26 protein-coding genes and 1 tRNA gene are annotated in these 21,923 nt (G+C 47.1%); 3 read left to right on the top strand and 24 right to left on the bottom strand.

Annotated features, from left to right (window positions below; translation table 11 throughout):
• Window positions 1-10 precede the first annotated feature (10 nt).
• Window positions 11-256, bottom strand: a complete 246-nt coding sequence (locus tag PHS46_06940) for a hypothetical protein (protein MDD3906242.1) — start codon at window positions 254-256, stop codon at window positions 11-13.
• A gap of 384 nt (window positions 257-640) precedes the next feature.
• Here PHS46_06940 and PHS46_06945 point away from each other — a divergent pair, with 384 nt between their 5' ends.
• Window positions 641-1,231: a cupin domain-containing protein gene (locus PHS46_06945; GenBank protein ID MDD3906243.1), complete on the top strand. Its 591-nt coding sequence runs from the start codon at window positions 641-643 to the stop codon at window positions 1,229-1,231.
• On the opposite strand, the gene PHS46_06950 is transcribed toward PHS46_06945, so the two are convergent.
• The 9 genes from PHS46_06950 to PHS46_06990 all read right to left on the bottom strand — a co-directional run bounded on the left by PHS46_06950 (window position 1,218) and on the right by PHS46_06990 (window position 8,322).
• Window positions 1,218-1,610, bottom strand: coding sequence for a response regulator (locus PHS46_06950; GenBank protein MDD3906244.1), 393 nt, complete (start codon window positions 1,608-1,610; stop codon window positions 1,218-1,220). The genes PHS46_06945 and PHS46_06950 overlap by 14 nt on opposite strands.
• The gene (locus tag PHS46_06955; protein MDD3906245.1) at window positions 1,607-1,984 is read right to left on the bottom strand and encodes a response regulator; all 378 of its coding nucleotides are present in this window, start codon (window positions 1,982-1,984) and stop codon (window positions 1,607-1,609) included. The genes PHS46_06950 and PHS46_06955 overlap by 4 nt, the downstream gene beginning before the upstream one ends.
• A 94-nt stretch (window positions 1,985-2,078) precedes the next feature.
• Window positions 2,079-2,942 carry an alpha/beta hydrolase gene (locus PHS46_06960; protein ID MDD3906246.1) on the bottom strand — a complete coding sequence of 288 codons (864 nt, stop codon included), beginning with the start codon at window positions 2,940-2,942 and terminating at the stop codon, window positions 2,079-2,081.
• Between the two features lie 363 nt (window positions 2,943-3,305).
• Window positions 3,306-3,381: transfer RNA gene (locus PHS46_06965), tRNA-Lys, on the bottom strand.
• Window positions 3,382-3,533: 152 nt separating this feature from the next.
• Complete coding sequence (frr, locus tag PHS46_06970; protein MDD3906247.1) at window positions 3,534-4,091, bottom strand: ribosome recycling factor; 558 nt, start codon at window positions 4,089-4,091, stop codon at window positions 3,534-3,536.
• A gap of 10 nt (window positions 4,092-4,101) precedes the next feature.
• Complete coding sequence (pyrH, locus tag PHS46_06975) at window positions 4,102-4,818, bottom strand: UMP kinase (GenBank protein MDD3906248.1); 717 nt, start codon at window positions 4,816-4,818, stop codon at window positions 4,102-4,104.
• Between the two features lie 24 nt (window positions 4,819-4,842).
• Complete coding sequence (gene tsf / locus PHS46_06980; protein ID MDD3906249.1) at window positions 4,843-5,427, bottom strand: translation elongation factor Ts; 585 nt, start codon at window positions 5,425-5,427, stop codon at window positions 4,843-4,845.
• A gap of 38 nt (window positions 5,428-5,465) precedes the next feature.
• Window positions 5,466-6,326: a 30S ribosomal protein S2 gene (rpsB, locus tag PHS46_06985; protein MDD3906250.1), complete on the bottom strand. Its 861-nt coding sequence runs from the start codon at window positions 6,324-6,326 to the stop codon at window positions 5,466-5,468.
• Window positions 6,327-6,498: 172 nt separating this feature from the next.
• Window positions 6,499-8,322 (bottom strand): ABC transporter ATP-binding protein, encoded by a 1,824-nt coding sequence (locus tag PHS46_06990; GenBank protein ID MDD3906251.1) that lies wholly within the window; start codon window positions 8,320-8,322, stop codon window positions 6,499-6,501.
• Between the two features lie 109 nt (window positions 8,323-8,431).
• Here PHS46_06990 and PHS46_06995 point away from each other — a divergent pair, with 109 nt between their 5' ends.
• The gene (locus PHS46_06995) at window positions 8,432-9,370 is read left to right on the top strand and encodes a Gfo/Idh/MocA family oxidoreductase (GenBank protein ID MDD3906252.1); all 939 of its coding nucleotides are present in this window, start codon (window positions 8,432-8,434) and stop codon (window positions 9,368-9,370) included.
• The gene (gene lpxB / locus PHS46_07000; protein ID MDD3906253.1) at window positions 9,367-10,503 is read left to right on the top strand and encodes a lipid-A-disaccharide synthase; all 1,137 of its coding nucleotides are present in this window, start codon (window positions 9,367-9,369) and stop codon (window positions 10,501-10,503) included. Before PHS46_06995 ends, lpxB begins: the two co-directional genes overlap by 4 nt.
• A 12-nt stretch (window positions 10,504-10,515) precedes the next feature.
• On the opposite strand, the gene lpxI is transcribed toward lpxB, so the two are convergent.
• The 14 genes from lpxI to PHS46_07070 all read right to left on the bottom strand — a co-directional run bounded on the left by lpxI (window position 10,516) and on the right by PHS46_07070 (window position 21,915).
• Window positions 10,516-11,319, bottom strand: a complete 804-nt coding sequence (gene lpxI, locus PHS46_07005) for a UDP-2,3-diacylglucosamine diphosphatase LpxI (GenBank protein ID MDD3906254.1) — start codon at window positions 11,317-11,319, stop codon at window positions 10,516-10,518.
• A 19-nt stretch (window positions 11,320-11,338) separates the two neighbouring features.
• Entirely contained in the window at window positions 11,339-11,812 is a 474-nt protein-coding gene (gene fabZ, locus PHS46_07010) for a 3-hydroxyacyl-ACP dehydratase FabZ (GenBank protein ID MDD3906255.1), read from the bottom strand.
• 13 nt (window positions 11,813-11,825) lie between these two features.
• Complete coding sequence (gene lpxC, locus PHS46_07015; GenBank protein ID MDD3906256.1) at window positions 11,826-12,665, bottom strand: UDP-3-O-acyl-N-acetylglucosamine deacetylase; 840 nt, start codon at window positions 12,663-12,665, stop codon at window positions 11,826-11,828.
• A gap of 20 nt (window positions 12,666-12,685) precedes the next feature.
• Complete coding sequence (gene lpxD / locus PHS46_07020; protein ID MDD3906257.1) at window positions 12,686-13,714, bottom strand: UDP-3-O-(3-hydroxymyristoyl)glucosamine N-acyltransferase; 1,029 nt, start codon at window positions 13,712-13,714, stop codon at window positions 12,686-12,688.
• Between the two features lie 8 nt (window positions 13,715-13,722).
• The gene (locus PHS46_07025; protein ID MDD3906258.1) at window positions 13,723-14,235 is read right to left on the bottom strand and encodes an OmpH family outer membrane protein; all 513 of its coding nucleotides are present in this window, start codon (window positions 14,233-14,235) and stop codon (window positions 13,723-13,725) included.
• Window positions 14,236-14,288: 53 nt separating this feature from the next.
• The gene (bamA, locus tag PHS46_07030; protein MDD3906259.1) at window positions 14,289-16,622 is read right to left on the bottom strand and encodes an outer membrane protein assembly factor BamA; all 2,334 of its coding nucleotides are present in this window, start codon (window positions 16,620-16,622) and stop codon (window positions 14,289-14,291) included.
• On the bottom strand, window positions 16,619-17,989 hold the full coding sequence (gene dnaB, locus PHS46_07035; GenBank protein MDD3906260.1) for a replicative DNA helicase: 1,371 nt from the start codon (window positions 17,987-17,989) through the stop codon (window positions 16,619-16,621). The genes bamA and dnaB overlap by 4 nt, the downstream gene beginning before the upstream one ends.
• A 6-nt stretch (window positions 17,990-17,995) precedes the next feature.
• The gene (gene rplI / locus PHS46_07040) at window positions 17,996-18,439 is read right to left on the bottom strand and encodes a 50S ribosomal protein L9 (protein ID MDD3906261.1); all 444 of its coding nucleotides are present in this window, start codon (window positions 18,437-18,439) and stop codon (window positions 17,996-17,998) included.
• Between the two features lie 19 nt (window positions 18,440-18,458).
• Window positions 18,459-18,743, bottom strand: coding sequence for a 30S ribosomal protein S18 (rpsR, locus tag PHS46_07045; protein MDD3906262.1), 285 nt, complete (start codon window positions 18,741-18,743; stop codon window positions 18,459-18,461).
• 58 nt (window positions 18,744-18,801) lie between these two features.
• On the bottom strand, window positions 18,802-19,278 hold the full coding sequence (locus PHS46_07050) for a single-stranded DNA-binding protein (GenBank protein ID MDD3906263.1): 477 nt from the start codon (window positions 19,276-19,278) through the stop codon (window positions 18,802-18,804).
• 11 nt (window positions 19,279-19,289) lie between these two features.
• Window positions 19,290-19,571, bottom strand: coding sequence for a 30S ribosomal protein S6 (rpsF, locus tag PHS46_07055; GenBank protein MDD3906264.1), 282 nt, complete (start codon window positions 19,569-19,571; stop codon window positions 19,290-19,292).
• Between the two features lie 68 nt (window positions 19,572-19,639).
• On the bottom strand, window positions 19,640-20,218 hold the full coding sequence (gene pth, locus PHS46_07060) for an aminoacyl-tRNA hydrolase (GenBank protein ID MDD3906265.1): 579 nt from the start codon (window positions 20,216-20,218) through the stop codon (window positions 19,640-19,642).
• Window positions 20,219-20,221: 3 nt separating this feature from the next.
• Window positions 20,222-20,938 (bottom strand): 50S ribosomal protein L25, encoded by a 717-nt coding sequence (locus PHS46_07065; GenBank protein MDD3906266.1) that lies wholly within the window; start codon window positions 20,936-20,938, stop codon window positions 20,222-20,224.
• A gap of 35 nt (window positions 20,939-20,973) precedes the next feature.
• Window positions 20,974-21,915: a ribose-phosphate pyrophosphokinase gene (locus PHS46_07070; protein MDD3906267.1), complete on the bottom strand. Its 942-nt coding sequence runs from the start codon at window positions 21,913-21,915 to the stop codon at window positions 20,974-20,976.
• Window positions 21,916-21,923: the final 8 nt, after the last annotated feature.

Below are 21,923 nucleotides of genomic sequence, written 5' to 3' on the forward strand. Positions count from 1 at the left end.
CACAGTCGCATTATTTCCGCCCTGTGATATCCCAATAGGCCCGGTCTTTCCTTAAGATAAGCTCCGCGCCGAGATCGCCTAATTCGTGGTCCTCGACCTCTTTCTCGAATCTTCCCTTCTTAAGCGCGATAGCCATAGCCTCCGGATGCTTTCTCTGCCATAGAAGCTCCCTGACGTTTCGTATGTCATCCTGTGAGTAAAGCTTAACCAGAATGTTTTTCCCCGACGTTCCCGCTATCACTAATATTATACGCATCGTCACTCACCCCTTTCGCCAGTTCGGTTTTTTTAAACGCAATGACTTTATGGCGTCCGCCGCATTTGGAACACCTCACATATTTTGGCGCCGCCGTGAAACCTATACTGCCGCATTTGACGCAGATAACCTTTTTCACTTGAGTATCTACCTTTCCTAATGCCTAATTCAAATATACCATGTAAACGATTTTTGTCAATAGCTTCTAAAAACAAAAGTCGTTTTCTACATACGGTAAACGCCACATCTTATTCATGCCCAATATGTTACGAATTTCTGTTAAGATTTCAAATAGATATATATTACGATTATTTTCCATATTTTATTTCATGAAAAATCGTTTTTGCTATTGACAAAGATGGTTTGATGGTGTAAAATTTAGGCATGAAACTACATGAGAAGATAAGATATATACGCAAGAATGTTTTAGGGCTGACCCTAAAGGAGTTTCACGCGAAATTGGTCAGCATTTTTGATGATGATGCCCTCACCTACGATAGTCTTATGCGGCTGGAAAAAGGATATCGCGAGGATATCCGGTTGAGCAGTCTGGACCAGATATGCACAGGTTTGGGTGTATCTTTGAAGGAGCTAAAAGAGGGCACAGAAGCCGAAGGGTCGAAGCTCGTATCGATAATAAAATCATCCGATAGAAACGATAATAAGTATATATATAATGAGAAGGCCATCGCGGAGATCGTAAGCCCGGGGACTATAAGGTTCTTAACCATGGAACTTGAAATATTACCCGGGGGCAAAACACATCAGGAAGAAGATCCTGCAGACACAAATAGATACGAAAAACTGATAGTCATGCTCCAGGGGACATTACTCACGCATGTCGGCGGCGAGAGCCACCTGATAAAAAGAGGAGACAGCCTCGCTTTCGCAAGCTCCCTCCCCCATTACTTCGAAAACCCTTCCGAAAAAATAAAAGCGCGCTGTATGGTGATCCAAAACCCTAAATCTTACTGATAAACTGGCCGCGCGTCTTCAATATCTTTTGTATCTTCGATTCCAATACCTTTAAATTCACAGGCTTTACGGCATAATCGGTAGCGCCATTCTCAAATGCCTGCTCCGCCACATCATCACTCATGTAAGCCGAAACCACCAGGATATCGATCGTGGGGTTATATTCCTTAGCCTCTTTTATCACCACTACCCCGCTCTTCTTCGGCATCTTTATGTCGAGAAGTACAAGGTCGCAGGGATTGGATTTTATGTAAAGGACCGCCTCCTCACCGTCGGAAGCCTCCTGGAATTCAGCCTCGTACCTCATCTGCAAAAAGTCGCGCAGGGAGCTTCTTATCTCTTCTACGTCATCGACTATCAATATAACGGGCTTTTTCACGCCTTCTCCTTTAATAGTTCCTGTATCTTTTTGACTACAACCTCCTGCAGATATTTTACTTTGAATGGCTTAATGATATATTCATCAACGCCCAGCGCTTTTGCCTTTGTAATGGTCTCGCTATCGCCTTGAACCGTAAGCATGATAACCTTGATATTCTTATCTATCGCTTTGACCTTCTCGAGCACCTCGAGGCCGGTCATGCCCCCCATGACTATATCGAGAAAAACAATGTCGGGCCTGTCTTTATTTACAATGTCGAGGGCTTCCTCGCCGCTGTTTGCGGCAAGGACATGGAACTTCCTCTGTTTAAAAAAACTGCACAGTAGGTCCGTTATGCCCTTTTCATCGTCGACGGTTAAAAGCTTTATCATGCACCTGCCTCATTATTTTTATTTGCCATCACTTAGATGGAGTATATTCTATTTTGCCGGCGTAGTCAAATCTTTCCTGGGCTGATTACAAGCCTTATTCTTTTATTCCTTTAATCCGATCAATAATATTTTCCAATTGACGGTTGAATTCATCCGGAGATTCAACCATCAGGAAATGTCCAAGACCCGGCATTATTTTTAAATGATAGGACTTTAAATATTTGCTATTTATCTCCGGATAGCTCGGCCATAAATCCGCGTTCAAGCACCACAATGGCACATGCACATCAGCCAGGAGCGGGATAACCGGAGTGCCGAAATAACATTCGATAGTGCTAATCGCTATTTCCGGATTAGCCCGGGCGACATTTTTGACTACCTTATTAACCAGTTTAGGATCGGCGTTCTTAGTAAACATTTCCCGCATAAAAATACCGGAATTTTTTACGAAATCTTTTTTCATCGGATCAATGTATTTTATTTTATCTTCAGCGGTAGCCATATACTCAAAATTCTCCAGAGTATCGACGGCGACAAGCCCGTATACTTTATCTTTAAGAATCCGATTTGCTTCAAGAATTATCGTGCCCGACATAGAATGCCCTATAAGGATAACCTTATCGGCATTCTCCGCGTTTACCACCGCGGCCACATCTTCGCCAAAGAGTTCCTGAGTATAAATCTTTCTTTGGCGTCCGGATGCGCCATGGCCGGCCAGGTCCAAAGCAATAACCCGGTATTTCTTGGAAAAATACGGTATCTGTTTATACCAAACAGAGCGGCTACCGCACCATCCGTGCACAAAAACCAATGCCGGCGCTCCTTTGCCATACACAGAATAGGCTATCTTTACGCCGTCCTTGGAAAGAATGGTTTTATCCTTTACTGGCGCAAAAATTAAGAATACAGCCGTTACGCAAATAACCAGAAAACTCAAACGATAAAATAATTTCTTCATATGAACCTTCTCCGTTGAAACAAGTTTACACCTTAAGCAGGGTGATTTCAAATCAAAAACGAATACTATTAAGAAAAAAAAATTGATGATCACTCTATATAGGCATCATACCCTGGCATTTTTGTTATTAAGATTCTTTCCTGTCTTTGCCTGGGGCATAGATATCCACAATCGTAGCGCACCCTTAAGGGTGCGCTACTTGCTGAAAATAAATAACCCCTCGAAAATTGAGGGGTTTAGATTGTCCCACTTCGCTACTACCAGTAAATTGTAATGAAGCTTCGTAGAGACATTCTCCTTCGCCTGAGAAAGCGATATTCCTACGAAGCTTCATTACAATCTAACTGCTACAGCGAAGTAGAATGGTGAGCCGCGCAGGACTCGAACCTGCCACAACCACATTAAAAGTGTGGTGCTCTACCTGATGAGCTAGCGGCCCAGCGATTTTCTCCGAAAATCGCGCCTCGAAAACGAAATAATTTATTTTAAATTCTCTCTTGAGAATTTAAAATTCTAAAGAGGTTTTCGAGGTAAATAAATATTTTTATAGAGCGCCGACGAAGTAAATAACAACTCTAAAATCTACTACGCTTATCCGTTAATCTCTTTCTCTTTCGTCCCAAGGAGCGTATCGATCTCTTTTATATACTTATCGGTAAGCTTCTGTATGTCTTCCTGGCCCTTAAACTTCTCGTCTTCGGTTATAACCTTGTCCTTCTCGGACTTCCTGATATTCTCGATCGCGGCATGTCTGGCAGTCCTAACGGAGACGTGACCGTCCTCGGCTATCTTCTTCAAAACCTTGTCGAGTTCCTCACGTCGCTCCTGTGTAAGCGGCGGCATGGTCAGACGCAACACTTTACCGTCGTTGGTGGGAGCTATGCCTATATCCGATTTTAATATGGCTTTCTCGATCTCGGCCATCGAATTCTTGTCCCACGGCTGGATCACGATAAGCCGCGCGTCGGGAGTTGAAACGGCCGCCAGTTGTTTTAACGGCGTAGACGCGCCATAATAATCAACTCTGACGTTTTCGACTATGGCCGTCGAGGCCCTACCGGTACGTATCGTCGCGAAATCCCTGTGCGTCGCTTCTACCGTCTTCTTCATCTTAGTTTCCGCGTCATGCAAAATGTCTTTGGCCGTCATAATATCTCCTTCACCCTTTTACGATGGTGCCTATCTTCTCGCCCGTTATAACTCTCTTTATATTACCCTCTTTAAGAAGGTCGAATACTATTATCGGAAGCTTATTATCCATGCAAAGGCTGGTAGCGGTCGCATCCATAACCTTGAGCCCCCTCTTCAGGACGTCGATATACCTTAGCGTGTCGAATTTTTTCGCTTTCTTATCTTTCTTCGGGTCGGCGGAATATACGCCGTCGACCTTGGTAGCTTTCAATATAACCTCGGCACCTATCTCGATAGCGCGAAGCGCCGCGGTAGTGTCGGTGGTAAAGTAAGGGTTCCCCGTCCCGCCGACGAATATAATGACTCTGCCTTTTTCGAGGTGCCTTATCGCCCTGCGGCGGATGAAAGGCTCAGCCAACTGCTGCATCGCAATCGCCGTCTGAACCCTGGTAAATACGCCCACTTTTTCGAGCGCATCCTGCAAAGCCAGTCCGTTTATAACGGTAGCGAGCATGCCCATGTAATCGGCATTAACCCTGTCGATACCCCTGGCGCTTGCCGCCTCGCCCCTGAAGATATTACCGCCGCCTATTACTATAGCGACATCGACGTTCAGCTTGCGTATTTCTTTGATCTGTTTCGCGATAGAAGCCGTAACGTCATAATCGATACCGTAGCCCCAACGGCCCTGTAACGCCTCGCCGCTCAGCTTCAGCACAACTCGTTTAAAAATAGGCTTTGCCATTAATTTTGCCTGCCAAATCGTTGACTACAACTCTTCTCCAACCTGAAATCTCGTGAACCGGCGGACTATTATATTCTCGCCGATAGTGCCTATCTTGGAAGCGACCACGTCTTTGACTTTTAAGCTCGGATCTTTTACAAAAGGCTGTTCCATAAGGCATGCGTCCTCAAAGAACTTCGCAAGCTTGCCTTCAACTATCTTCTCGGCGGCCTGGGCGGGCTTCCCCATGATCTGCGCCTTTATTATCTCTTTCTCTTTCTCGATGGCGGATTCCGGCACGTCTTCCTTATTCACATACATCGGATTCGACGCCGCAACCTGCATCGCGAGGCTCCGGACGAATGCCTTGAAATCGTCATTGCGCGCCACAAAATCGGATTCGCAATCGACTTCGATCAGCACGCCTATCTTGCCGCCCTGGTGCAGGTAACTCTCGATCCTGCCTTCCTTGGTCTGCCTGCCGACTTTCTTCGAAGCAAGCGCCACCCCGCGCTTCCTGAGTATCTCTATAGCCTTCTCGATATCGCCGTTGGACTCTTTAAGCGCCTTTTTGCAGTCCACCACTCCGGCGTTCGTCTTTTCTCTAAGTTTCTTTATAGCATCTATCACCGTAGTACTCCCTTTTATGTTTTGCGTTCCCTCTTTTATTACATTTTACGCTTTTCGATTTTCGCTTTTCGTTTTATCGGCACATCCTTTGGCATGGCTTCGTCTTCTTTTAACTTCAGGTCGCCGGCAACAAGTTCTTCGACTTTTTCATCGATGACTTTAATGCTTTCCCCGGCTTCCTCCGCCGCTTCCTCTTCCGCGTCTTTCTTCGCCTGCGCTACTCCCGCGGCAAACGCCTTGCGAGCCCCGGCAACGCATTCGGACACCATCGAAGTGATGAGCTTTATCGACCGTATGGCATCGTCATTGCCCGGTATTACGTATTTGATAACGTCGGGATCCGAGTTCGTATCGACAAGCGCCACGACCGGTATACCGAGTATATTGGCTTCTTTCACCGCGATGTCCTCTTTCTTCGCATCGACTACGAACATCGCTTTCGGAAGTTTATCCATCGACCTGACGCCTTCCAGGTTCTTATTCAACTTATACATCTCTTTGTTCAGTTTCGATGCCTCTTTCTTCGAGAGCTTCGCCATGGTGCCGTCTTCTTTTATCCTCTCGAGCTCCTCAAGGCGCCTTAAACTCTTCTTTATCGTCTGGAAGTTCGTCAGCATACCGCCCAGCCATCTCTGGTTAACGTAGAACATCCCGCACTTGGAGGCCTCTTCCTTTATAATTTCCTGCGCCTGTTTCTTCGTCCCGACGAACAATATGGACTGCCCTGCCGCGACTACGCCCCTCAAAAACTCACAGGCCTTCTTTATGGCATCCTCGGTCTTTTCCAGATCGATGATATAAATGCCGTTCTTCTGGCCGAATATGTACTTCTTCATCTTAGGATTCCACCTCTTCGTCTCATGCCCGAAGTGGACGCCTGCTTCCAGCAAATTCTTCATTACCGTCGATTCCACCATTTTCCTACCATTCCCCTCTTTATAGCTCAAGATTTTTCAGAGGAAATCTTAAGTTTTACCTGCAATTTGATAAGCCCGGGCCTCGCTCTGCCAAGACCTGGGCTCGTATTTTGAGTAGCATATTATAAACCTTAACCACGGTTTTTGCAACAACTTATTTCAGGAGGTTTTCCTTGAACTGCATCTCGTAAAGGCGCTTATAAAGCCCCTCTTTTTGCAGGAGTTCTTCGTGGGAGCCCTTGTCGATTATACTTCCCCCGTCAATTACGTAGATAGTGGAGGCGTGTTTTATGGTGCTCAGGCGGTGCGCTATGACAAACACCGTCCTTCCTTTCATCATCCTGTCTATGGCTTCCTGCACGAGCATCTCGGATTCGGTATCGAGCTGGGAGGTGGCCTCGTCCAGTATAAGTATTGGCGGATCTTTAAATACGGCCCGGGCTATGGCTAAGCGCTGTTTTTCGCCGCCGGATAGACGGAAGCCGCGCTCACCCACTATCGTATCGTACCCTTGCGGCATCTTCATTATAAAATCGTGGGCATTGGCCACACGCGCCGCTTTTATCACAGCGTCCTTCGTATGGATACCTGATCCGTAGGATATGTTCGCGGCAACGGTATCGTTAAAGAGTATCGTCTCCTGAGTAACTATGCCTATCTGCTCCATGAGCGACTTTAACGTGCAGTCGCGTATATCCACACCGTCGATCGTAACGCGCCCGGCGGTCACGTCATAAAATCTCGGTACGAGATTGACAAGCGTGGTCTTACCTGTCCCGCTTGGCCCTACAAAAGCCGCGACATCTCCTATCCGTACATCAATATTTATATCTTTAAGAACATCTCTTTCTTCATATTTAAAATAAACATTTTCAAATCGAACGCCCTTCTTTATCACGGGCAATATCATAGCTCCCGGTTTCTCCACCACCGACGAAGGGGTATCGAGCGTTTCAAATATCCTCTCGGCCGCGGCCATCGCCTGCTGATTTATGGTATAAACGTTGGTGAGCCGTTTTATAGGCTTCATGAGGGAAAGGATGCTCGCTAAAAACGCCATAAAAGCGCCCGCAGAAAGCGCGCCCGAAATTATCTCTTTAGCGGCTATCCACAATATTATCGCTACACAGGCAATACCTACAAATTCGGTAATGGGGCTGATCACCGTCATTCTTTTAGTCTGCTTCATCGTAAGTTTATAAAGATCCTGATTCTGCGCGGAGAATTTTCGCGCTTCATAATCCTCCATCGAAAAAGCCTTAACGACGCGTATGCCGGATATCGTCTCATGCAGTGTCGTCGTCATATCGCCCACCTTCTCCTGCGATTTCCTCGATATCGACTTCAGGCGGCGGCCTATTCTCGCGATCGGGTATACAATAAGGAGGAATAAAAATACGCTGATGCCTATAAGCATCCAGGAGATCGAAAAATATATCTTAACGAAAAGTAAAAGCCCTGTGTACACCAATAACTGGACCGGCTGGTAGATAAGATCGGTTAGCCCCGTCGATATCGAGTCGCGTATTACAGCCGCGTCATTCGTTATCCGCGACATCAGTTTCCCGGTCGCGTTCTTCGAATAAAAATCCATTGATAGTGTAAGAAATTTCTTATATATGATAACCTTTACATCCCTTATTACGCGCTGGGCAACGTCGTTCATGAGATAGGTCTGGCAAAATTCGAAGAAGCTCTTCAATAGCCACAGCACTATAACTATGAGAATCATATTGTTTAAAAGTTGCAGTGGGGATAACGAATTCGCGAGATCGACGATGTTTTTTAACGGGCCTGGGAGCGCAATACCTTGCGGGATGATTATCTTCTTACCGGTTATTATATTGTCGACCAGAGGGATAATCATGCCGATAGATACGCCGCCGAAAGCAGACGATAATATCATGAATAGTCCGGCCAAAGCCAGCACCCATACATGCGGAAGAACGAATTTTACCAGTCTTTTATAGTTTTTCATAGGCGATAAAGTGCTATACTAACATAGAAGAAGGCCTTTGTCGAGGCAAAATTTATTGCAAATAATGGCCTCTTGATGATATAATTTTAACCTAAACAATAGGAAAACTATGGAAAAGATAAGGGTAGGGGTGGTGGGCGTAGGCCATCTGGGAACGTTCCACGCCAAAGTTTACTCAAGATTACCCAAGCACGTTAAGCTGGTAGGTGTTTGTGACTGCAATATCGAGCAATCCCTTGAGGTAGGAAAGAAATACCATACGGTAAGCTATTCCGACTACGAGGATCTTTTTGACAAGGTCGACGCCGTAAGCATAGCCGTACCGACGAGCCTGCATTATAATGTCGCCAAGGATTTCTTAAACCACAATATTCACGTCCTGGTCGAGAAACCCATTACTAAGACGCTTTCCGAGGCAGACGAGCTCATTGATATAGCAAAATCGCGGAATCTTATAATGCAGGTTGGCCATATCGAACGGTTTAATTCCGCGGTCCTTGCCATAGAGCCATATCTGAAGAAGCCCAAATTCATAGAATGCCAGCGTCTTGGTCCATTCCATAAAAGGGTCGAGGATGTGGGCGTCGTCCTGGATCTCATGATCCACGACATAGACATAGTGCTGGGGCTTATGAAGCAGGACGTCAAAAGCATAGAAGCGGTGGGATTAAGCACCATCTCGAACTACGAGGATGTCGCGAACGTACGTCTCACCTTCGAGGATGGCACCATCGCCGACATAACCGCCAGCCGGGTTACGAAAGATGTCGTCCGGAAGATGCGCATATTCCAGGAAGACTCATACGTTTCGCTCGACTATGTCACGCAGGACGCGGCCGTATTTGAAAAATCGGACGAGAAGATATTAAAAGAGAAGATCAAAATAAAGAAAAAAGAACCTCTTAAGAAAGAGCTCAAATCGTTCGTCGAATGTGTCCGGACCGGCAGGAAGCCGATCGTCTCCGGCGTTGAAGGAAGACGCGCGCTTCAGGTGGCGCTGGAGATAATAGATAAAATTAATTCGTCCGCGCATAGAGCCCGTTCATGACCCAAAAGAAGGTCCTCATAGTCGCCGGCGAACCATCCGGCGATCTTCACGCCTCGAACCTCGTAAAAGATCTGAAAAAACTAAAACCCGATCTGCGATTTTTTGGAATGGGCGGATCGCTCTTAAAAGATGCCGGTGTCGATACGATATTCGACATATCAAAACTCGCGCTTATAGGCCTGAGCGAGGTATTGAAGAATATATTTACCGTCGGGCAGGTGTATAAAGGACTGCTAAACGCCATCGAAACCGAAAAACCCGATCTTGCCATACTCGTAGATTACCCCGGGTTCAATCTCCGGCTTGCCAAAGAATTAAAAAAGAGATCTATACCCGTCGTCTATTATATAAGCCCGCAGGTGTGGGCATGGGGACGCGACAGGATCGGTATAATACAACAGTGTGTTAAAAAAATACTCGTATTCTTCAAATTCGAGGAAGAGCTTTATAAAAAATACGGCATAGACGCGGAGTTCGTAGGCCATCCGCTTCTTGATTCGACCGCTGTTTCCAGGGCAAAAGAGGATACGCTCAAGACCTACGGCCTGTCAAAAAACAACGCCACCATAGCAATCCTTCCCGGTTCGCGCGCCATAGAGATAAAACGGCTTTTGCCGGTAATGATGCGCGCGGCATCGCTCATAAAAAATCGCCTGCCAGATACTCAGTTCCTTATAGCCAAATATCACGGACTGCCGCGCGAAATGTATGAAAAGATCGTAAAGGGCACTGGAATTGATGTAAAGATAGTGGACGGCGATACCTATAATGTCGCCGGGGCCGCGGATCTTGCGATAGTCGCGTCGGGCACAGCGACACTCGAGACCGCGATAATAGGGACGCCTCTTATTATCGTTTACAAGGTAAACTTTATCACACACATGGCATATAAACTTGTCATTAGAATAAAATTTCTCGGGATAGTCAATATCATAGCGGGAAAAGAAGTAGCCCCGGAATTACTGCAGTATAATGCCACCGCGCAGAATATATCAAAAACAGCTATGGCGATATTATCCGACCCGGTAAAATTACGGTCTATGCGCGAAGACCTTTCTAATGTGAAAGCTTCTCTCGGCCGGCCCGGCGCAAGTAAACGCGCGGCGCAAGCCATACTTCCCTTACTACAGTAAGATCGATCTGTTTTAGATTATAATTATCGAGATATTCTTTTCGTCGGCAAGTTTTATCAGCGCATCTCTGTCCATGAGGAGCGTTTTGTCGGCTTCGAGGGCAAGGGCCGTGCCGCCGGAATCGGCAAGGGTTTTTACGGTATCGAGCCCGACGAGCGGAACATCGAAGCGCATATCCTGATTGGGCCTGGCAACCTTCACTACAACGAACCCGCCCTTCATCAGCCTGCCGGAGCGCGCTATCGTTTCATCTGTACCTTCGATCGCTTCCACAGCTATAACCGTCTTCTCTTTCACGACTATCGTCTGGCCTATATCGAAACCGGAAAGAGATTTAGCGACTTCTTTACCGTAATTTATGTCCGCGAGCTCTCCATCGGATGGGCTACGTTTTGTCAGCGTGCCTTTTGCGGGGATAAGCTCTTTCAAGTATGTCGTGGAATCTATAACCTCGACGCCGAATTTAGAAAGGATATTATTTATCTCGTTCAATACGGCGTAATCCTTTTTATCCTTTAGCTTATCGAGCATCTTCGCCGCAACCGGGTCGAACACTTTTTCATCGTTAAAAAGAATGTCTTTTTTAATCTTACCAAGCATTATGATTTTTTTTATCCGCTCGGTAGCCAGGAGCAGTATCGCCTTCTGCAGGCTTCCCCATGGCACCCAATGGAGTTTGTCGACATGCTTCTCAAGGTCGGGCGATGTTATCCCTTTAAGGCCGAACGCTATCACTGTATCGCCTTTTTCCCTGGCGAGGCGTGAAAATATTATCGGCAGTTTCCCTTCTCCGGCTACAAGGCCTATACGCGCCATTAAACAGCTACTCCTTTACTCACTTGGTGCCGTCGGGATTGATGAACGCGAACATCATGTCCGCTTCGGCCGCCACTTCATTATCAACTTTGGCCGTGCCGTGGATCTTCATAACGCCCATCTTTACTTTTAATAGATCGACTTCCATCCTTAAGACATCCCCAGGCAGTACCGGCTTGCGGAACTTCGCGTTATCTATGGTAAGAAAATATGCCAGCTTTCCTAAATTCGTCTTCAGATTAAGAGCGCCGACACCGCCGACTTGCGCCATCGCCTCCATTATCAAAACCCCCGGCATTATCGGATGCCCGGGGAAATGGCCCTGGAAAAAAGGTTCGTTTATCGTAACGTTCTTTATGCCTACGACCCTGTTCTCGCCTATCTCGATAATCCTGTCGACCAGTAAAAACGGATACCTGTGCGGCAGTATTTTTTGGATCGCGTTTATATCTAAAACTTTACCGGCTATATCGAGCCCTTCTGCGCCCATCATTTATCTCCTATCGTTATTTTATTTTTGTCTTAAGTTTCTTCACTAATTCCGCATTCAACCCATGGCCGCTCTTTATCGCGACCACATGGCCCAAAAAAGGCATACCCAGGACATATAAGTCGCCCATAAGATCCAGTATCTTATGCCGCACCGGCTCGTCGGGAAATCTTAATACCGTCTTGATCGGCCCCGATTTGCCCATCACCAGCGTATTATCGTAGTTGGCCCCTTTGCCGAGACCGCGCCTCAATAGCTCCTGCGCCTCTTCTTCGAGGCAGAATGTCCTGGCAGGGGCTATATTTTTTTCAAAGTTTTTTTCGTTAAGCGTAATACTGTAAAATTGTGTTCCCAGCGCCGGGTTCGCGTATGCCAATGTATATGATATCTTAAATTCTTCGGCAGGAAAAACCGCGATAAAGCGGTCGCCGTCTGCACACCATACAGGTTCATCGATCTTCAAAAATTTCCTCGGAAAATCCTGTTCTATTATGCCCGCATTCTGTATTATCTGCCCGAACTCTTTGGCACTGCCATCGAGACCGGGTAATTCAGCATTGTCGAGTTCTATTACAATATTATCTATCGATAATCCTGAGAGGGCGGCAAGAAGATGTTCGGTCGTCTGTATTTGGAGCGGGCCAAATCCCAGTATCGTTCTTCTTTTGCCTGGGTCAAAATCACCGGGGTTTATCGAGTTGAGGCTGAGTGTGGGCTTATCCGGGAGGTCGGTTCTTACGAAAATTATGCCGGTGCCGGCAGGGGCGCTCTTCATAGTCAAGCGCACCTTCGAACCGGTTTGAAGTCCTATACCGTCGATTATAGCCGGAGTTTTGATCGTTCTCTGCTTCGTCATAGCGCGGCTTCCGCTCACCATTACTTCTGCAATTCTTCTATTTTGGCTTCGAGCCGCCGGACGCGTTCGAATAATTTCGGGAGAAGCCCTAATGCCGCAAATTGTTCGCGCGCTTTATCTGCCGGTTTCGACGGATAACCGAAGAGCGTGGTATTTGATGGATAAGATTTATGGATGCCCGTTTTGGCGCCCGCGATTACAAAATCCCCGATCTTTACGTGGTCGGATACGCCTACCTGCCCGCCGAATATTACGTTCTTTCCGATCTCGGAGCTTCCGGCTATGCCGGACTGAGCCGCAACGACGCAATCCGGTCCTATTATGACATTATGCGCTATCTGCACAAGGTTATCGATCTTTGAGCCATGGCCGATAACGGTCTTATTAAACCTTGCCCTGTCTACCGTGACACAAGCCCCCAGCTCAACTTCATCCTCTATTATCACTGTGCCGATCTGTGGTATCTTTGCCTGCGTCCCGTCTCTCTGAACGTCATATCCGAACCCATCGCTTCCCACCACACTGCCAGGGTGGATAATAACACCGTTACCTATCGTCACTTCCTCGCGTATGGTTACGTTCGGATAAAATATGCAACCTTTGCCTATTTTTGCGTTCTTACCGATATAGCAGAAAGGATATATTATCGTCCCATCTCCGACGGAAGCGCCATCTTCTATAACCACATACGGCCCGACGCCAACATCCTTCCCGATGTTGGCGGTCTTTGAGATAACGGAGGTAGCGTGTATCCCTTTCGGATGCGGTATCCGCCCGGGCATAACCATCCCTATTATCCTGGAAAATGCTATGGACGGATTATCGACCTTTATCAGCGGTTTGTCAAATACTCCGGTGAGGCTCTTAGGCACTACGACACATCCTGCCTTCGTCGCATTTATCAGTTCGCCGCATCTCGGATTGAGAATAAAAGCCAGATCCCCTGCCCCGGCCTCCCTGACACCATTTATGCCTTTTACAAGAACCTCGCCGTCGCCGACAACTTCTCCGCCGACAAATCTCGCTATCTCTTTTACTTTTGCCTGCATCACTTCCTTTATTTCTTATTCAGCTTTTCCAGTATCTGGCTGGTAAGGTCATACTGTTCGGCTCCGTAAAGAAGCATACGTGAGTTGAGCACGAAATCATACCCGGAAGCCTTCGCGTAATCATTTACAACTTTTTCGATATCCTTCATTATGCCGGCGAGAATATCATTGCGCTCTTTTACAAGTTCATTGCGCGCCTTCATGTCATATTCCTGCAGTGCCTTTATCTTCGTATCGATAACGCCCTGCTTATCGGCTTTCGCTTTTTCGGAGAGTAGCGCCTGTTCGTCTTTGAGCTTCTTTATCTCTTCGACCAGCTTCATCCTCTCGGCCTCTTTTGCCTTACCTTTCCCCTCGAGTATCTTTTCCGAATCTTTAGTCTTGCCATATTCGTCAAATACCTTCGCAAGGTCAACATAGGCAAACTTCATCTCCTTAGCGAACGCCTTCTCGCATATCGGGCCCGCAAAAAGTCCCGCAACAAACAACGCCGCCGTCAATATCACTATACCTTTCTTCATCTTACTCCTCCTTTTTAATTTTTGTTTTCTGTTTCTTCATTATTAAATTCTACTTAAAATCCTCTGCTCATACTGAAATACACCTGACCTTCCCGCTTGTCCTCATGATTCTTGCTGAGCGGATAGCCATAATCAACCTTAACCGGCCCCAGCGGCGTCTTGACCCTGACACCGACGCCGACGCCGGCCTTGAACTGCGACGCCTCGTCGGCAAAATCGCCTATCTTTCTCCACACGTTTCCTACATCGTAAAAGACCGCTCCTTTAATAATCTTCTCATATACCGGGAATGTAACTTCCGCATTACCTATGAGTAGCGCATTACCGCCTATCGGATCATTGGAAGCGCTATCTCGAGGGCCGACATATCGTTCTCTGTATCCGCGTATCGTATTTGCGCCGCCGGCGTAGAACCTTTCGTATATCGGAACATCGTTACTGTTACCATATGCGTCCGCAAAACCCATCCGCGCTTTGCCTTCTAAAACTATTTTGTCGAAAATGGTATAGTATATGCTCGCCGACGCGGTACCCTTCCAGAAATTCTTATCTCCGCCGAATACGCCGCCGGCATCTTCTATGGTGCCGTTGATCACATATCCTTTGGACGGAGTATAAATATTATCCCTGGTATCCTGAGTTACCCCAAACGTCATACTGGAAATAATGTTACTGCCTTCTTCGTCTTTCATGTCCTGCGAAACATTGGAGTCAAGATTCGATATCTTTACATCTTCGACACGGTAATATATATCTCCTCTAAAGGTATCCGTAAACTCTTTCCCGACTTTAAGATCGCCGCCCGTCCTGGTTTCATCATACGACCATCCTACGTCGGAATCCTTATCATGCGAAGTCCTGTATACGTCGAACCCTCCGAGAAACGGGAAACCGAATATCCACGGATCGGACCATCCTATATTATAATTCGATCTGACCATACCTATCTCGCCCTTGATCGTCAGGCTCTGGCCGCCGCCGGTAAACGTCGGGAAGTTCAGGATATCGAAGTTTCTCTGTGTTATCTCCGCGAAGCCCATCAACATATCTATGGAACTGTATCCACCGCCGAAGGAGAACTCGCCCGTCTTGGTCTCTTTTACATTAACCACGAGATTCTGCACATTCGGGTCTTCGGTCGGCTCGGTATCAAAACTGACGTTTTCAAAGAATCCAAGATTATACAACCTCTCTTTTGAACGGCGTATTTTATCCCCGCTGAATTTATCGCCCGGGAAAAGCCTCAACTCTCTTCGCACGACAACGTCGCGCGTTTTAAGGTTGCCGCGGACATCTATCTTACCCACATAGACTACCTCTTTCGGGTCAATATTATATGCTATGTCTACACTGCTGGTCTGTGGATTGAGGTTCTTCTCGACATCGATTATGACATTCATATATCCGTATTTATAATAGAATTGCCTGATGGAAAAAATATCCTCGCGCAAAGCCCTTGTAGAAAACGGCTTGCCCTTCTTCATAAATATATTTTTTCTGACTTCTTTTTCCGGATAGACGAGCGCGCCGGAGAATGTTATGTCGCCGACCAGATACTGCTTGCCCTCTTTTACCTCGATATCTACGGCAAGAACCCTGCCCTCCTCGGAGTGATCGAGATGAGGTATGACTTCCGCATCCATAAATCCTATATCGTCATAAAGAGCTTTGATCTTATCGATATCGTCCTGTAACGTCTCCTCGTTAAAAACGCCGGGATTGAAAAGCCATGCGGGCTTAGTCCCTAATATCCGTTTTATCTCTTTCGTCTTGACGGCTTTATTGCCGGAGATCTTTACGCTCGCGACTTTGACATGCAATTTTTCGTCGATGGCAATCGTGATCACGGCTTTATTGGTTTCTTTATCCGTATCGATCGTATACTTTACGTCAACCTGAGGGTACCCCTTTTTCACATACATAGCTTTTATTTCACTGATGTCCTGGGCTAAAAGCGAAAGGTTGAGCATTTCATTCGGCTTCGATTTCATGCTTGTCTTAAGTTTCTGCGGCCTGAAAACGTTATTACCTTTAAATACGATATCGTCTATTACGGGTTTTTCCTCGACGACAAAAGCTACGGAGACCCCGCCCGCAGAATCCTCCACATCTATGGATATATCGGTAAAATACTGCGTTGCGTACAGTTTTTTAAGGTCGTCATTCAAGACCTCCTGGCTGAACTTGTCGCCCGGCTTGGTCCTTATCTTCGACAGGATGGTTTCAGCGCTGATCGTCTTGTTGTTACGAACGCTTATTGCCGTTATGGCCTTGCCCTCATTAGTAACGGGCGGCTGGTCATTATCTGAATACGCCGCAGTCGTTATAAAAAGAAGTAAAAATGCGGCAGACGTACGGACAATTAATTTTTGGTATATCGCTATCATGCATTCTCCATGTCTACGCTTACGAACTCTTCGCTCTTCGGCGCAAGATTTTCGAATCTCATATACTCGCCCAGGAATGCCAGGTTAAGGCTTCCTACCGGACCGTTTCTCTGTTTCGCGATTATAACTTCCGCTACGCCTTTATTCTCTTCGGTAGCATTATAATACTCTTCGCGTAAAAGTAACAACACTAAATCCGCGTCCTGCTCTATAGCGCCGGACTCCCTTAAATCCGAAAGCTGGGGCCTGTGGTCGGAACGCTGTTCCACCGCGCGCGAAAGCTGGCTTATCGCGATAAGCGGCACGTTAAGTTCCCTTGCGAGAGCCTTCAATGACCGCGATATCTCCGATATCTCCTGTTGTCTATTGTCGGTTCTCATGGGGCCCTGCATCAGCTGGAGATAGTCTAAGACGATGAGTTTAATGTCGAACTGCGCCTTCAGCCTGCGGGCTTTGGCGCGTATCTCCAATACCGTCGAGCCAGGCGAATCGTCGATATATATCGGCGCTTCCGAGAGTTTCCCGGCGGCGCTTACTAAACGCGGCCAGTCTGCCTGCGACAAAAATCCAGTCCTGACTTTATGGGCATCGACCCTGGCGTGCGAACATAGCATCCTCTGGACAAGTTGTTCTTTTGACATTTCAAGCGAGAAAAACGCCACCGGCTCCTTCTCTACGACACCGATGTGCTCGACTATGCATGAGGCCAAAGCGCTCTTACCCATCGACGGCCGCCCCGCTACAACTATAAGATCGGACGGCTGAAAACCGGCGGTCTTTATGTCAAGATCCCTGTAACCTGTGGCAAGGCCTGTTATATGCTCTTTTCTCTGATAAAGGCTGTCTATCGTCTCGATGGAATTCTTGATAATTTCACGCAGGGGCGAGAAACGCGATTCTACTTTTTTGGAACTTACGTCGAATATAAGTTGTTCGCTTCTATCGAGGATGGTATCAATATCTTGCGAGGTATCGTAACAACTGGAAACTATCTGGGTTGCCGTAGAGATGAGATTTCGGAGAAGCGCCTTCTCTTTGACTATCTTCGCGTAGTGAACAAAATTCGCGGTCGTAGGTACGCTTGAGGAAAGTCCCGTTATGTAGGCCGGTCCGCCCACATCGTCGAGAGAATTGGTTTTTCGCAGTTCTTCGATGAGCGTTATAATATCGACGCCTTTGTTCTCATCGAATAGTTTAAGTATGACAGAATAGAGTTTCTTATGCGCCTCTTTGTAAAAATATGAGGCGTTAAGCGTCTCTATAGCCTGCGATATGGAATCGCGATCCAACAGCATCGAGCCGAGTACTGCCATTTCGGCCTCGATGCCCTGAGGCGGTAGTTTTTCGATAGCGTCTTGTGCGGGCATTATACCCTATTTTTTAATGATGGAAACTTTTAAGCTTACCTTGATTTCAGGATGGAGCTTTACAACAACCTGATGCTCGCCCAACTTTTTGATGTGCTCTTCCAAAATTATACTACGCTTATCTATCTTCACACCTTCGGCGGCAAGCGCTACGGTAATATCCTCACCGGATACGGAGCCGAACAGTTTGTCTTCCTCTCCGGCCTGGGCCGCTATGCTCACGGTAAGCGCCGTCAACTTATCCGCCAGCACTTTCGCGGCGGCAAGTTCTTTGGCGTCTTCCACTGCCTGCTTCTTTTTCAGCAACTCCAATATCTTCATATTGCCGGCTGTGGCTTCCTGGGCCGCGTTTTTCGGTATCAGGAAGTTTCTGGCAAAACCCTCTTTGACATTGACTACATCGCCTGCCTTACCCAGCTTATCTATGGCTTTTAAAAGTATAACCTTCATGATTATAAACCTCTTTCGCTTATTCCGCTACGAACGGTAATAAAGACATTACCCGCGCTTTCCTTATAGCTTTGGCAAGTTGCCTCTGGTGCTTCGCGCAATTGCCGGATATTCTCGACGGGACTATCTTGCCGCGCTCTGTAAGGAATTTCTGGAATCTCAAATACTCTATGTAATCGAGATTTTCCACTTTATCCGCGCAAAATCTGCACGGCCTCTTTTTAAAAACCTTTTTCTTTGAAGGATCCTTTTTGACCCTTTTCTTTTCAGGCTTGCCAAACGGTTTATTGAACGGCTTAAACATCGTTATCTCCCTATTTTTCTCATATCAAACAAACTACAAACTACCGATCATAACAACCTTAAAACGGTACTTCCTCGTCCTGCGGGCCCGACGCCTCTTTTTTAACATTACCGGGCGCTTGAGCGGCATGCTCATCATTAAGATTTATCGTTTCCATTTCGTCGGCGGAAGAAGCCGTGGCGGGCTCTTTGGCCGCTTTCCCGCCGGCGCCTTTAAGAAACTGTATATTATCCGCGATAACTTCGACTGTGTTGCGCTTCTGCCCGTCCTGCGTTTGCCAATCTCTCGACTGGAGGCGGCCTTCGACAAAGACAGGGCTACCCTTAGACAGGTATTCTCCGCAAACTTCCGCCCTGCGCCCCCATACTACTATGCGTATGAAAGACGTCTGCTCCTTTTTCTCGCCTGCCTGATCCTTATATACCCTGTTAACTGCAACAGTAAACGTAGCGACCGCCGATCCGCTCGGGATATAACGCAGTTCGGGGTCTCTGGTCAGATTGCCTATTAACAGCACTTTGTTTAAATTTGCCATTCGACCCTCTCTTATCGCTTCGTCACCATAAGGCGTAAAATATCGGCATTGAGCCGGTAGCCGGCCTCAAGCTTAGCTATAGCGGCCGCAGGTGAAGTGAATTCAAGCTTAAAATAGTAACCTTCCTTGGCTTTATTTACAGGATAAGCGAGCTGTTTTTTGCCCCAATTATCTTCTTTTATTATAGTGCCGCCGTTCTTTATGACAGAATCGGTTATCGTTTTAGTGGCGGTTTTAAGCTCCTCTTCTTTAAGCTCCGGCCGTATTATGAAGAGTATTTCGTAATTATTCATCGTGTTCTATTCTCCTTATTTTATGTAGATTACCATACGGGATTTAATAAATCAAAGGATATTTCCTTTTACGATGTGCCGATCTTCCTTTTATTGAATTTGGTCATAGCCACCTCAATGCCATCCTCCATCATACAGATAATGGCGTCTTTTGCCATGGCCACCACATGCAGTACATTTTTATGCTCTTTATGTTTGAAAGGGCTCAAAACGTAGTTTGTTATATCGCCTTTATGCACTTCCGTAGCTATGCCGACCCGGAGGCGGGTAAAATCATCCGTTCCCAGGGTGCTTATTATAGATGCCAACCCTTTATGCCCTCCCGAAGAACCGGATGGTTTCAGACGGATACGGCCGAGCTCTATGTTTATATCGTCGCAGATTACTATAAGCTCGCTCATATCCTTCATTTCACGGCCGCAAACTTCACCGGCGGCTTTGCCGGACAAGTTCATATATGTCTGCGGCAGGACGAGTATGGCTTCCTCTTTGCCTATCCTCCCTTTACCGGCAACGGAAAATTTTAGCTTCTTATTAAGCTTTATCCCGTTCTCTTTGGCAAGGGCCATGACAACCTCAAAGCCGATATTATGCTTTGTGCCTTTATACTCCGGACCCGGATTACCCAACCCCACTATTATTTTCACGCGTTATTTCTTCTCTTCTTTCTTTTCCGCCGGCTTCGCAGCTTCCGCCGGTTTTGCCTCCTCGCCCTCGAGAGCGCCCTCCTCCTTCTTCTTCCTTATGAGCTCCGGCTCAACGGCACCTTCGGCGCCCGCTTCAGCCGCGGCGACCTCGACCTTAGGCGGTTTCACGATCATCGCTATCAATTCCTTGTCGTTAAGCACTTTAATACCTTCCGGCACTACTATATCTTTAACATGTATCGCATCGCCTATTTTGAGGTTGGCAACATCTGCCTCTATCTTCTCAGGAATAGCGGTCGGCAAACATTCGATCTGCAATTCGCGTATAACGTGCTCGAGAATGCCGCCATCCACTTTTACGCCAACGGGCTCGCCACGCGCGACGAGCGGAACGTTCACTTTTAAAGCCTCAGTGAGCGATATCTCGTTAAAATCAACGTGCAGGATATAGTCCCTAACCGGATCACGCTGTATCTCTTTAACAACCACCGTCTTGTCCTTACCCGCGGCTTCTCCTGTCATTTTCAGCGTTATAATTACGTTCTCGCCGGCTTTTGTGTGCAAAATACTCTTCAACTCATCCGCCGCAACCTGAAGACTCGTAGCCCCCTTGCTTCCTTTGTAGACATTGGCAGGGATAAGCCCCTTTGCCCTGAGGTCTTTTGCTATCTTTTTCCCGGCCCCGGTCCTTACTTCCGCTTTCAATATTATCTTTTCCATTGTAACTTCACTCCTTGGTTTTTAACGCGATTGCATCAGCTAAACAGAACGCTTATCGATTCTTCCTCGTGGATCCTCTTTATGGCCTCGCCCAGAAGCGAGGATACGGACAGGACTTTTATCCTGTCGAGTTTCTTCTCTTCCGGTAAAGGTATCGTGTCCGTAACTACAAGCTCCTTTAACTGCGATCTCTTAATCCGCTCTATCGCCGGTCCGCACAGCACCGCGTGAGTAATGGCCGCGTAGACGTCCTTAGCGCCTGCCTTTTTAATAGCGTCGACCGCTTCGACCAATGACCCGGCCGTAGCGACCATGTCGTCGGTTATCACCGCGTTCTTGCCTTTGACGTCACCCATTATATGCATGACTTCCGCTTTCTGATCATTCACGCGTCTTTTGTCAACAATGGCGAGCGAGCATTTAAGCCGCTTCGCATATGCCCGTGCCGTCTTTATGCCTCCGACGTCGGGAGAGACTATGACAAGATTTTTGTCGAGCTTGAGTTTCTTTATATATTCGGCAAATATCGTAAAAGCGAAAAGATGGTCGAGCGGTATGTCAAAGAAGCCCTGTATCTGGCCGGCGTGCAGGTCGATCGTGAGTACCCTGTCCGCTCCGGCGACGGTTAGCAAATTCGCAACGAGCTTCGCCGTAATGGGAACCCTCGGCTGGTCTTTCCTGTCCTGCCTGGCATATCCGAAATACGGCAGGACTGCCGTTATTCTCTGGGCGGATGAACGCTTAAGCGCGTCTATCATTATCAATAGCTCCATCAGGTTCTCGTTGGATGGCGAAGATGTCGGCTGGATCACAAAAACATCATGTCCGCGGACGTTGGCGTTTATCTTGGCGCGTATCTCGCCGTCGGAAAAATGATCGACCGCGGCATCCGCCAGTTTAACCTTCAGGAATTTACAGATATCTTCCGCAAGCTTCTTATTGGAATTGCCGCTGAAGATCAAGAGATTATTTTTCATCTATCTTC

The organism is Candidatus Omnitrophota bacterium (assembly GCA_028699255.1).
Classification (GTDB): Bacteria; Omnitrophota; Gorgyraeia; order 2-01-FULL-45-10; family 2-01-FULL-45-10; genus FEN-1322.

What these genes read in the sequence shown, in the direction of transcription:
- PHS46_06940 (MDD3906242.1), bottom strand. Translation starts at nt 256, where the DNA reads ATGCGTATAATATTAGTGATAGCGGGAACGTCGGGGAAAAACATTCTG.
- PHS46_06945 (MDD3906243.1), top strand. Translation starts at nt 641, where the DNA reads ATGAAACTACATGAGAAGATAAGATATATACGCAAGAATGTTTTAGGG.
- PHS46_06955 (MDD3906245.1), bottom strand. Translation starts at nt 1,984, where the DNA reads ATGATAAAGCTTTTAACCGTCGACGATGAAAAGGGCATAACGGACCTA.
- PHS46_06960 (MDD3906246.1), bottom strand. Translation starts at nt 2,942, where the DNA reads ATGAAGAAATTATTTTATCGTTTGAGTTTTCTGGTTATTTGCGTAACG.
- frr (MDD3906247.1), bottom strand. Translation starts at nt 4,091, where the DNA reads ATGACGGCCAAAGACATTTTGCATGACGCGGAAACTAAGATGAAGAAG.
- pyrH (MDD3906248.1), bottom strand. Translation starts at nt 4,818, where the DNA reads ATGGCAAAGCCTATTTTTAAACGAGTTGTGCTGAAGCTGAGCGGCGAG.
- rpsB (MDD3906250.1), bottom strand. Translation starts at nt 6,326, where the DNA reads ATGAAGAATTTGCTGGAAGCAGGCGTCCACTTCGGGCATGAGACGAAG.
- PHS46_06990 (MDD3906251.1), bottom strand. Translation starts at nt 8,322, where the DNA reads ATGAAAAACTATAAAAGACTGGTAAAATTCGTTCTTCCGCATGTATGG.
- PHS46_06995 (MDD3906252.1), top strand. Translation starts at nt 8,432, where the DNA reads ATGGAAAAGATAAGGGTAGGGGTGGTGGGCGTAGGCCATCTGGGAACG.
- lpxB (MDD3906253.1), top strand. Translation starts at nt 9,367, where the DNA reads ATGACCCAAAAGAAGGTCCTCATAGTCGCCGGCGAACCATCCGGCGAT.
- lpxI (MDD3906254.1), bottom strand. Translation starts at nt 11,319, where the DNA reads ATGGCGCGTATAGGCCTTGTAGCCGGAGAAGGGAAACTGCCGATAATA.
- fabZ (MDD3906255.1), bottom strand. Translation starts at nt 11,812, where the DNA reads ATGATGGGCGCAGAAGGGCTCGATATAGCCGGTAAAGTTTTAGATATA.
- lpxC (MDD3906256.1), bottom strand. Translation starts at nt 12,665, where the DNA reads ATGACGAAGCAGAGAACGATCAAAACTCCGGCTATAATCGACGGTATA.
- lpxD (MDD3906257.1), bottom strand. Translation starts at nt 13,714, where the DNA reads ATGCAGGCAAAAGTAAAAGAGATAGCGAGATTTGTCGGCGGAGAAGTT.
- PHS46_07025 (MDD3906258.1), bottom strand. Translation starts at nt 14,235, where the DNA reads ATGAAGAAAGGTATAGTGATATTGACGGCGGCGTTGTTTGTTGCGGGA.
- bamA (MDD3906259.1), bottom strand. Translation starts at nt 16,622, where the DNA reads ATGATAGCGATATACCAAAAATTAATTGTCCGTACGTCTGCCGCATTT.
- dnaB (MDD3906260.1), bottom strand. Translation starts at nt 17,989, where the DNA reads ATGCCCGCACAAGACGCTATCGAAAAACTACCGCCTCAGGGCATCGAG.
- rplI (MDD3906261.1), bottom strand. Translation starts at nt 18,439, where the DNA reads ATGAAGGTTATACTTTTAAAAGCCATAGATAAGCTGGGTAAGGCAGGC.
- rpsR (MDD3906262.1), bottom strand. Translation starts at nt 18,743, where the DNA reads ATGTTTAAGCCGTTCAATAAACCGTTTGGCAAGCCTGAAAAGAAAAGG.
- PHS46_07050 (MDD3906263.1), bottom strand. Translation starts at nt 19,278, where the DNA reads ATGGCAAATTTAAACAAAGTGCTGTTAATAGGCAATCTGACCAGAGAC.
- rpsF (MDD3906264.1), bottom strand. Translation starts at nt 19,571, where the DNA reads ATGAATAATTACGAAATACTCTTCATAATACGGCCGGAGCTTAAAGAA.
- PHS46_07065 (MDD3906266.1), bottom strand. Translation starts at nt 20,938, where the DNA reads ATGGAAAAGATAATATTGAAAGCGGAAGTAAGGACCGGGGCCGGGAAA.
- PHS46_07070 (MDD3906267.1), bottom strand. Translation starts at nt 21,915, where the DNA reads ATGAAAAATAATCTCTTGATCTTCAGCGGCAATTCCAATAAGAAGCTT.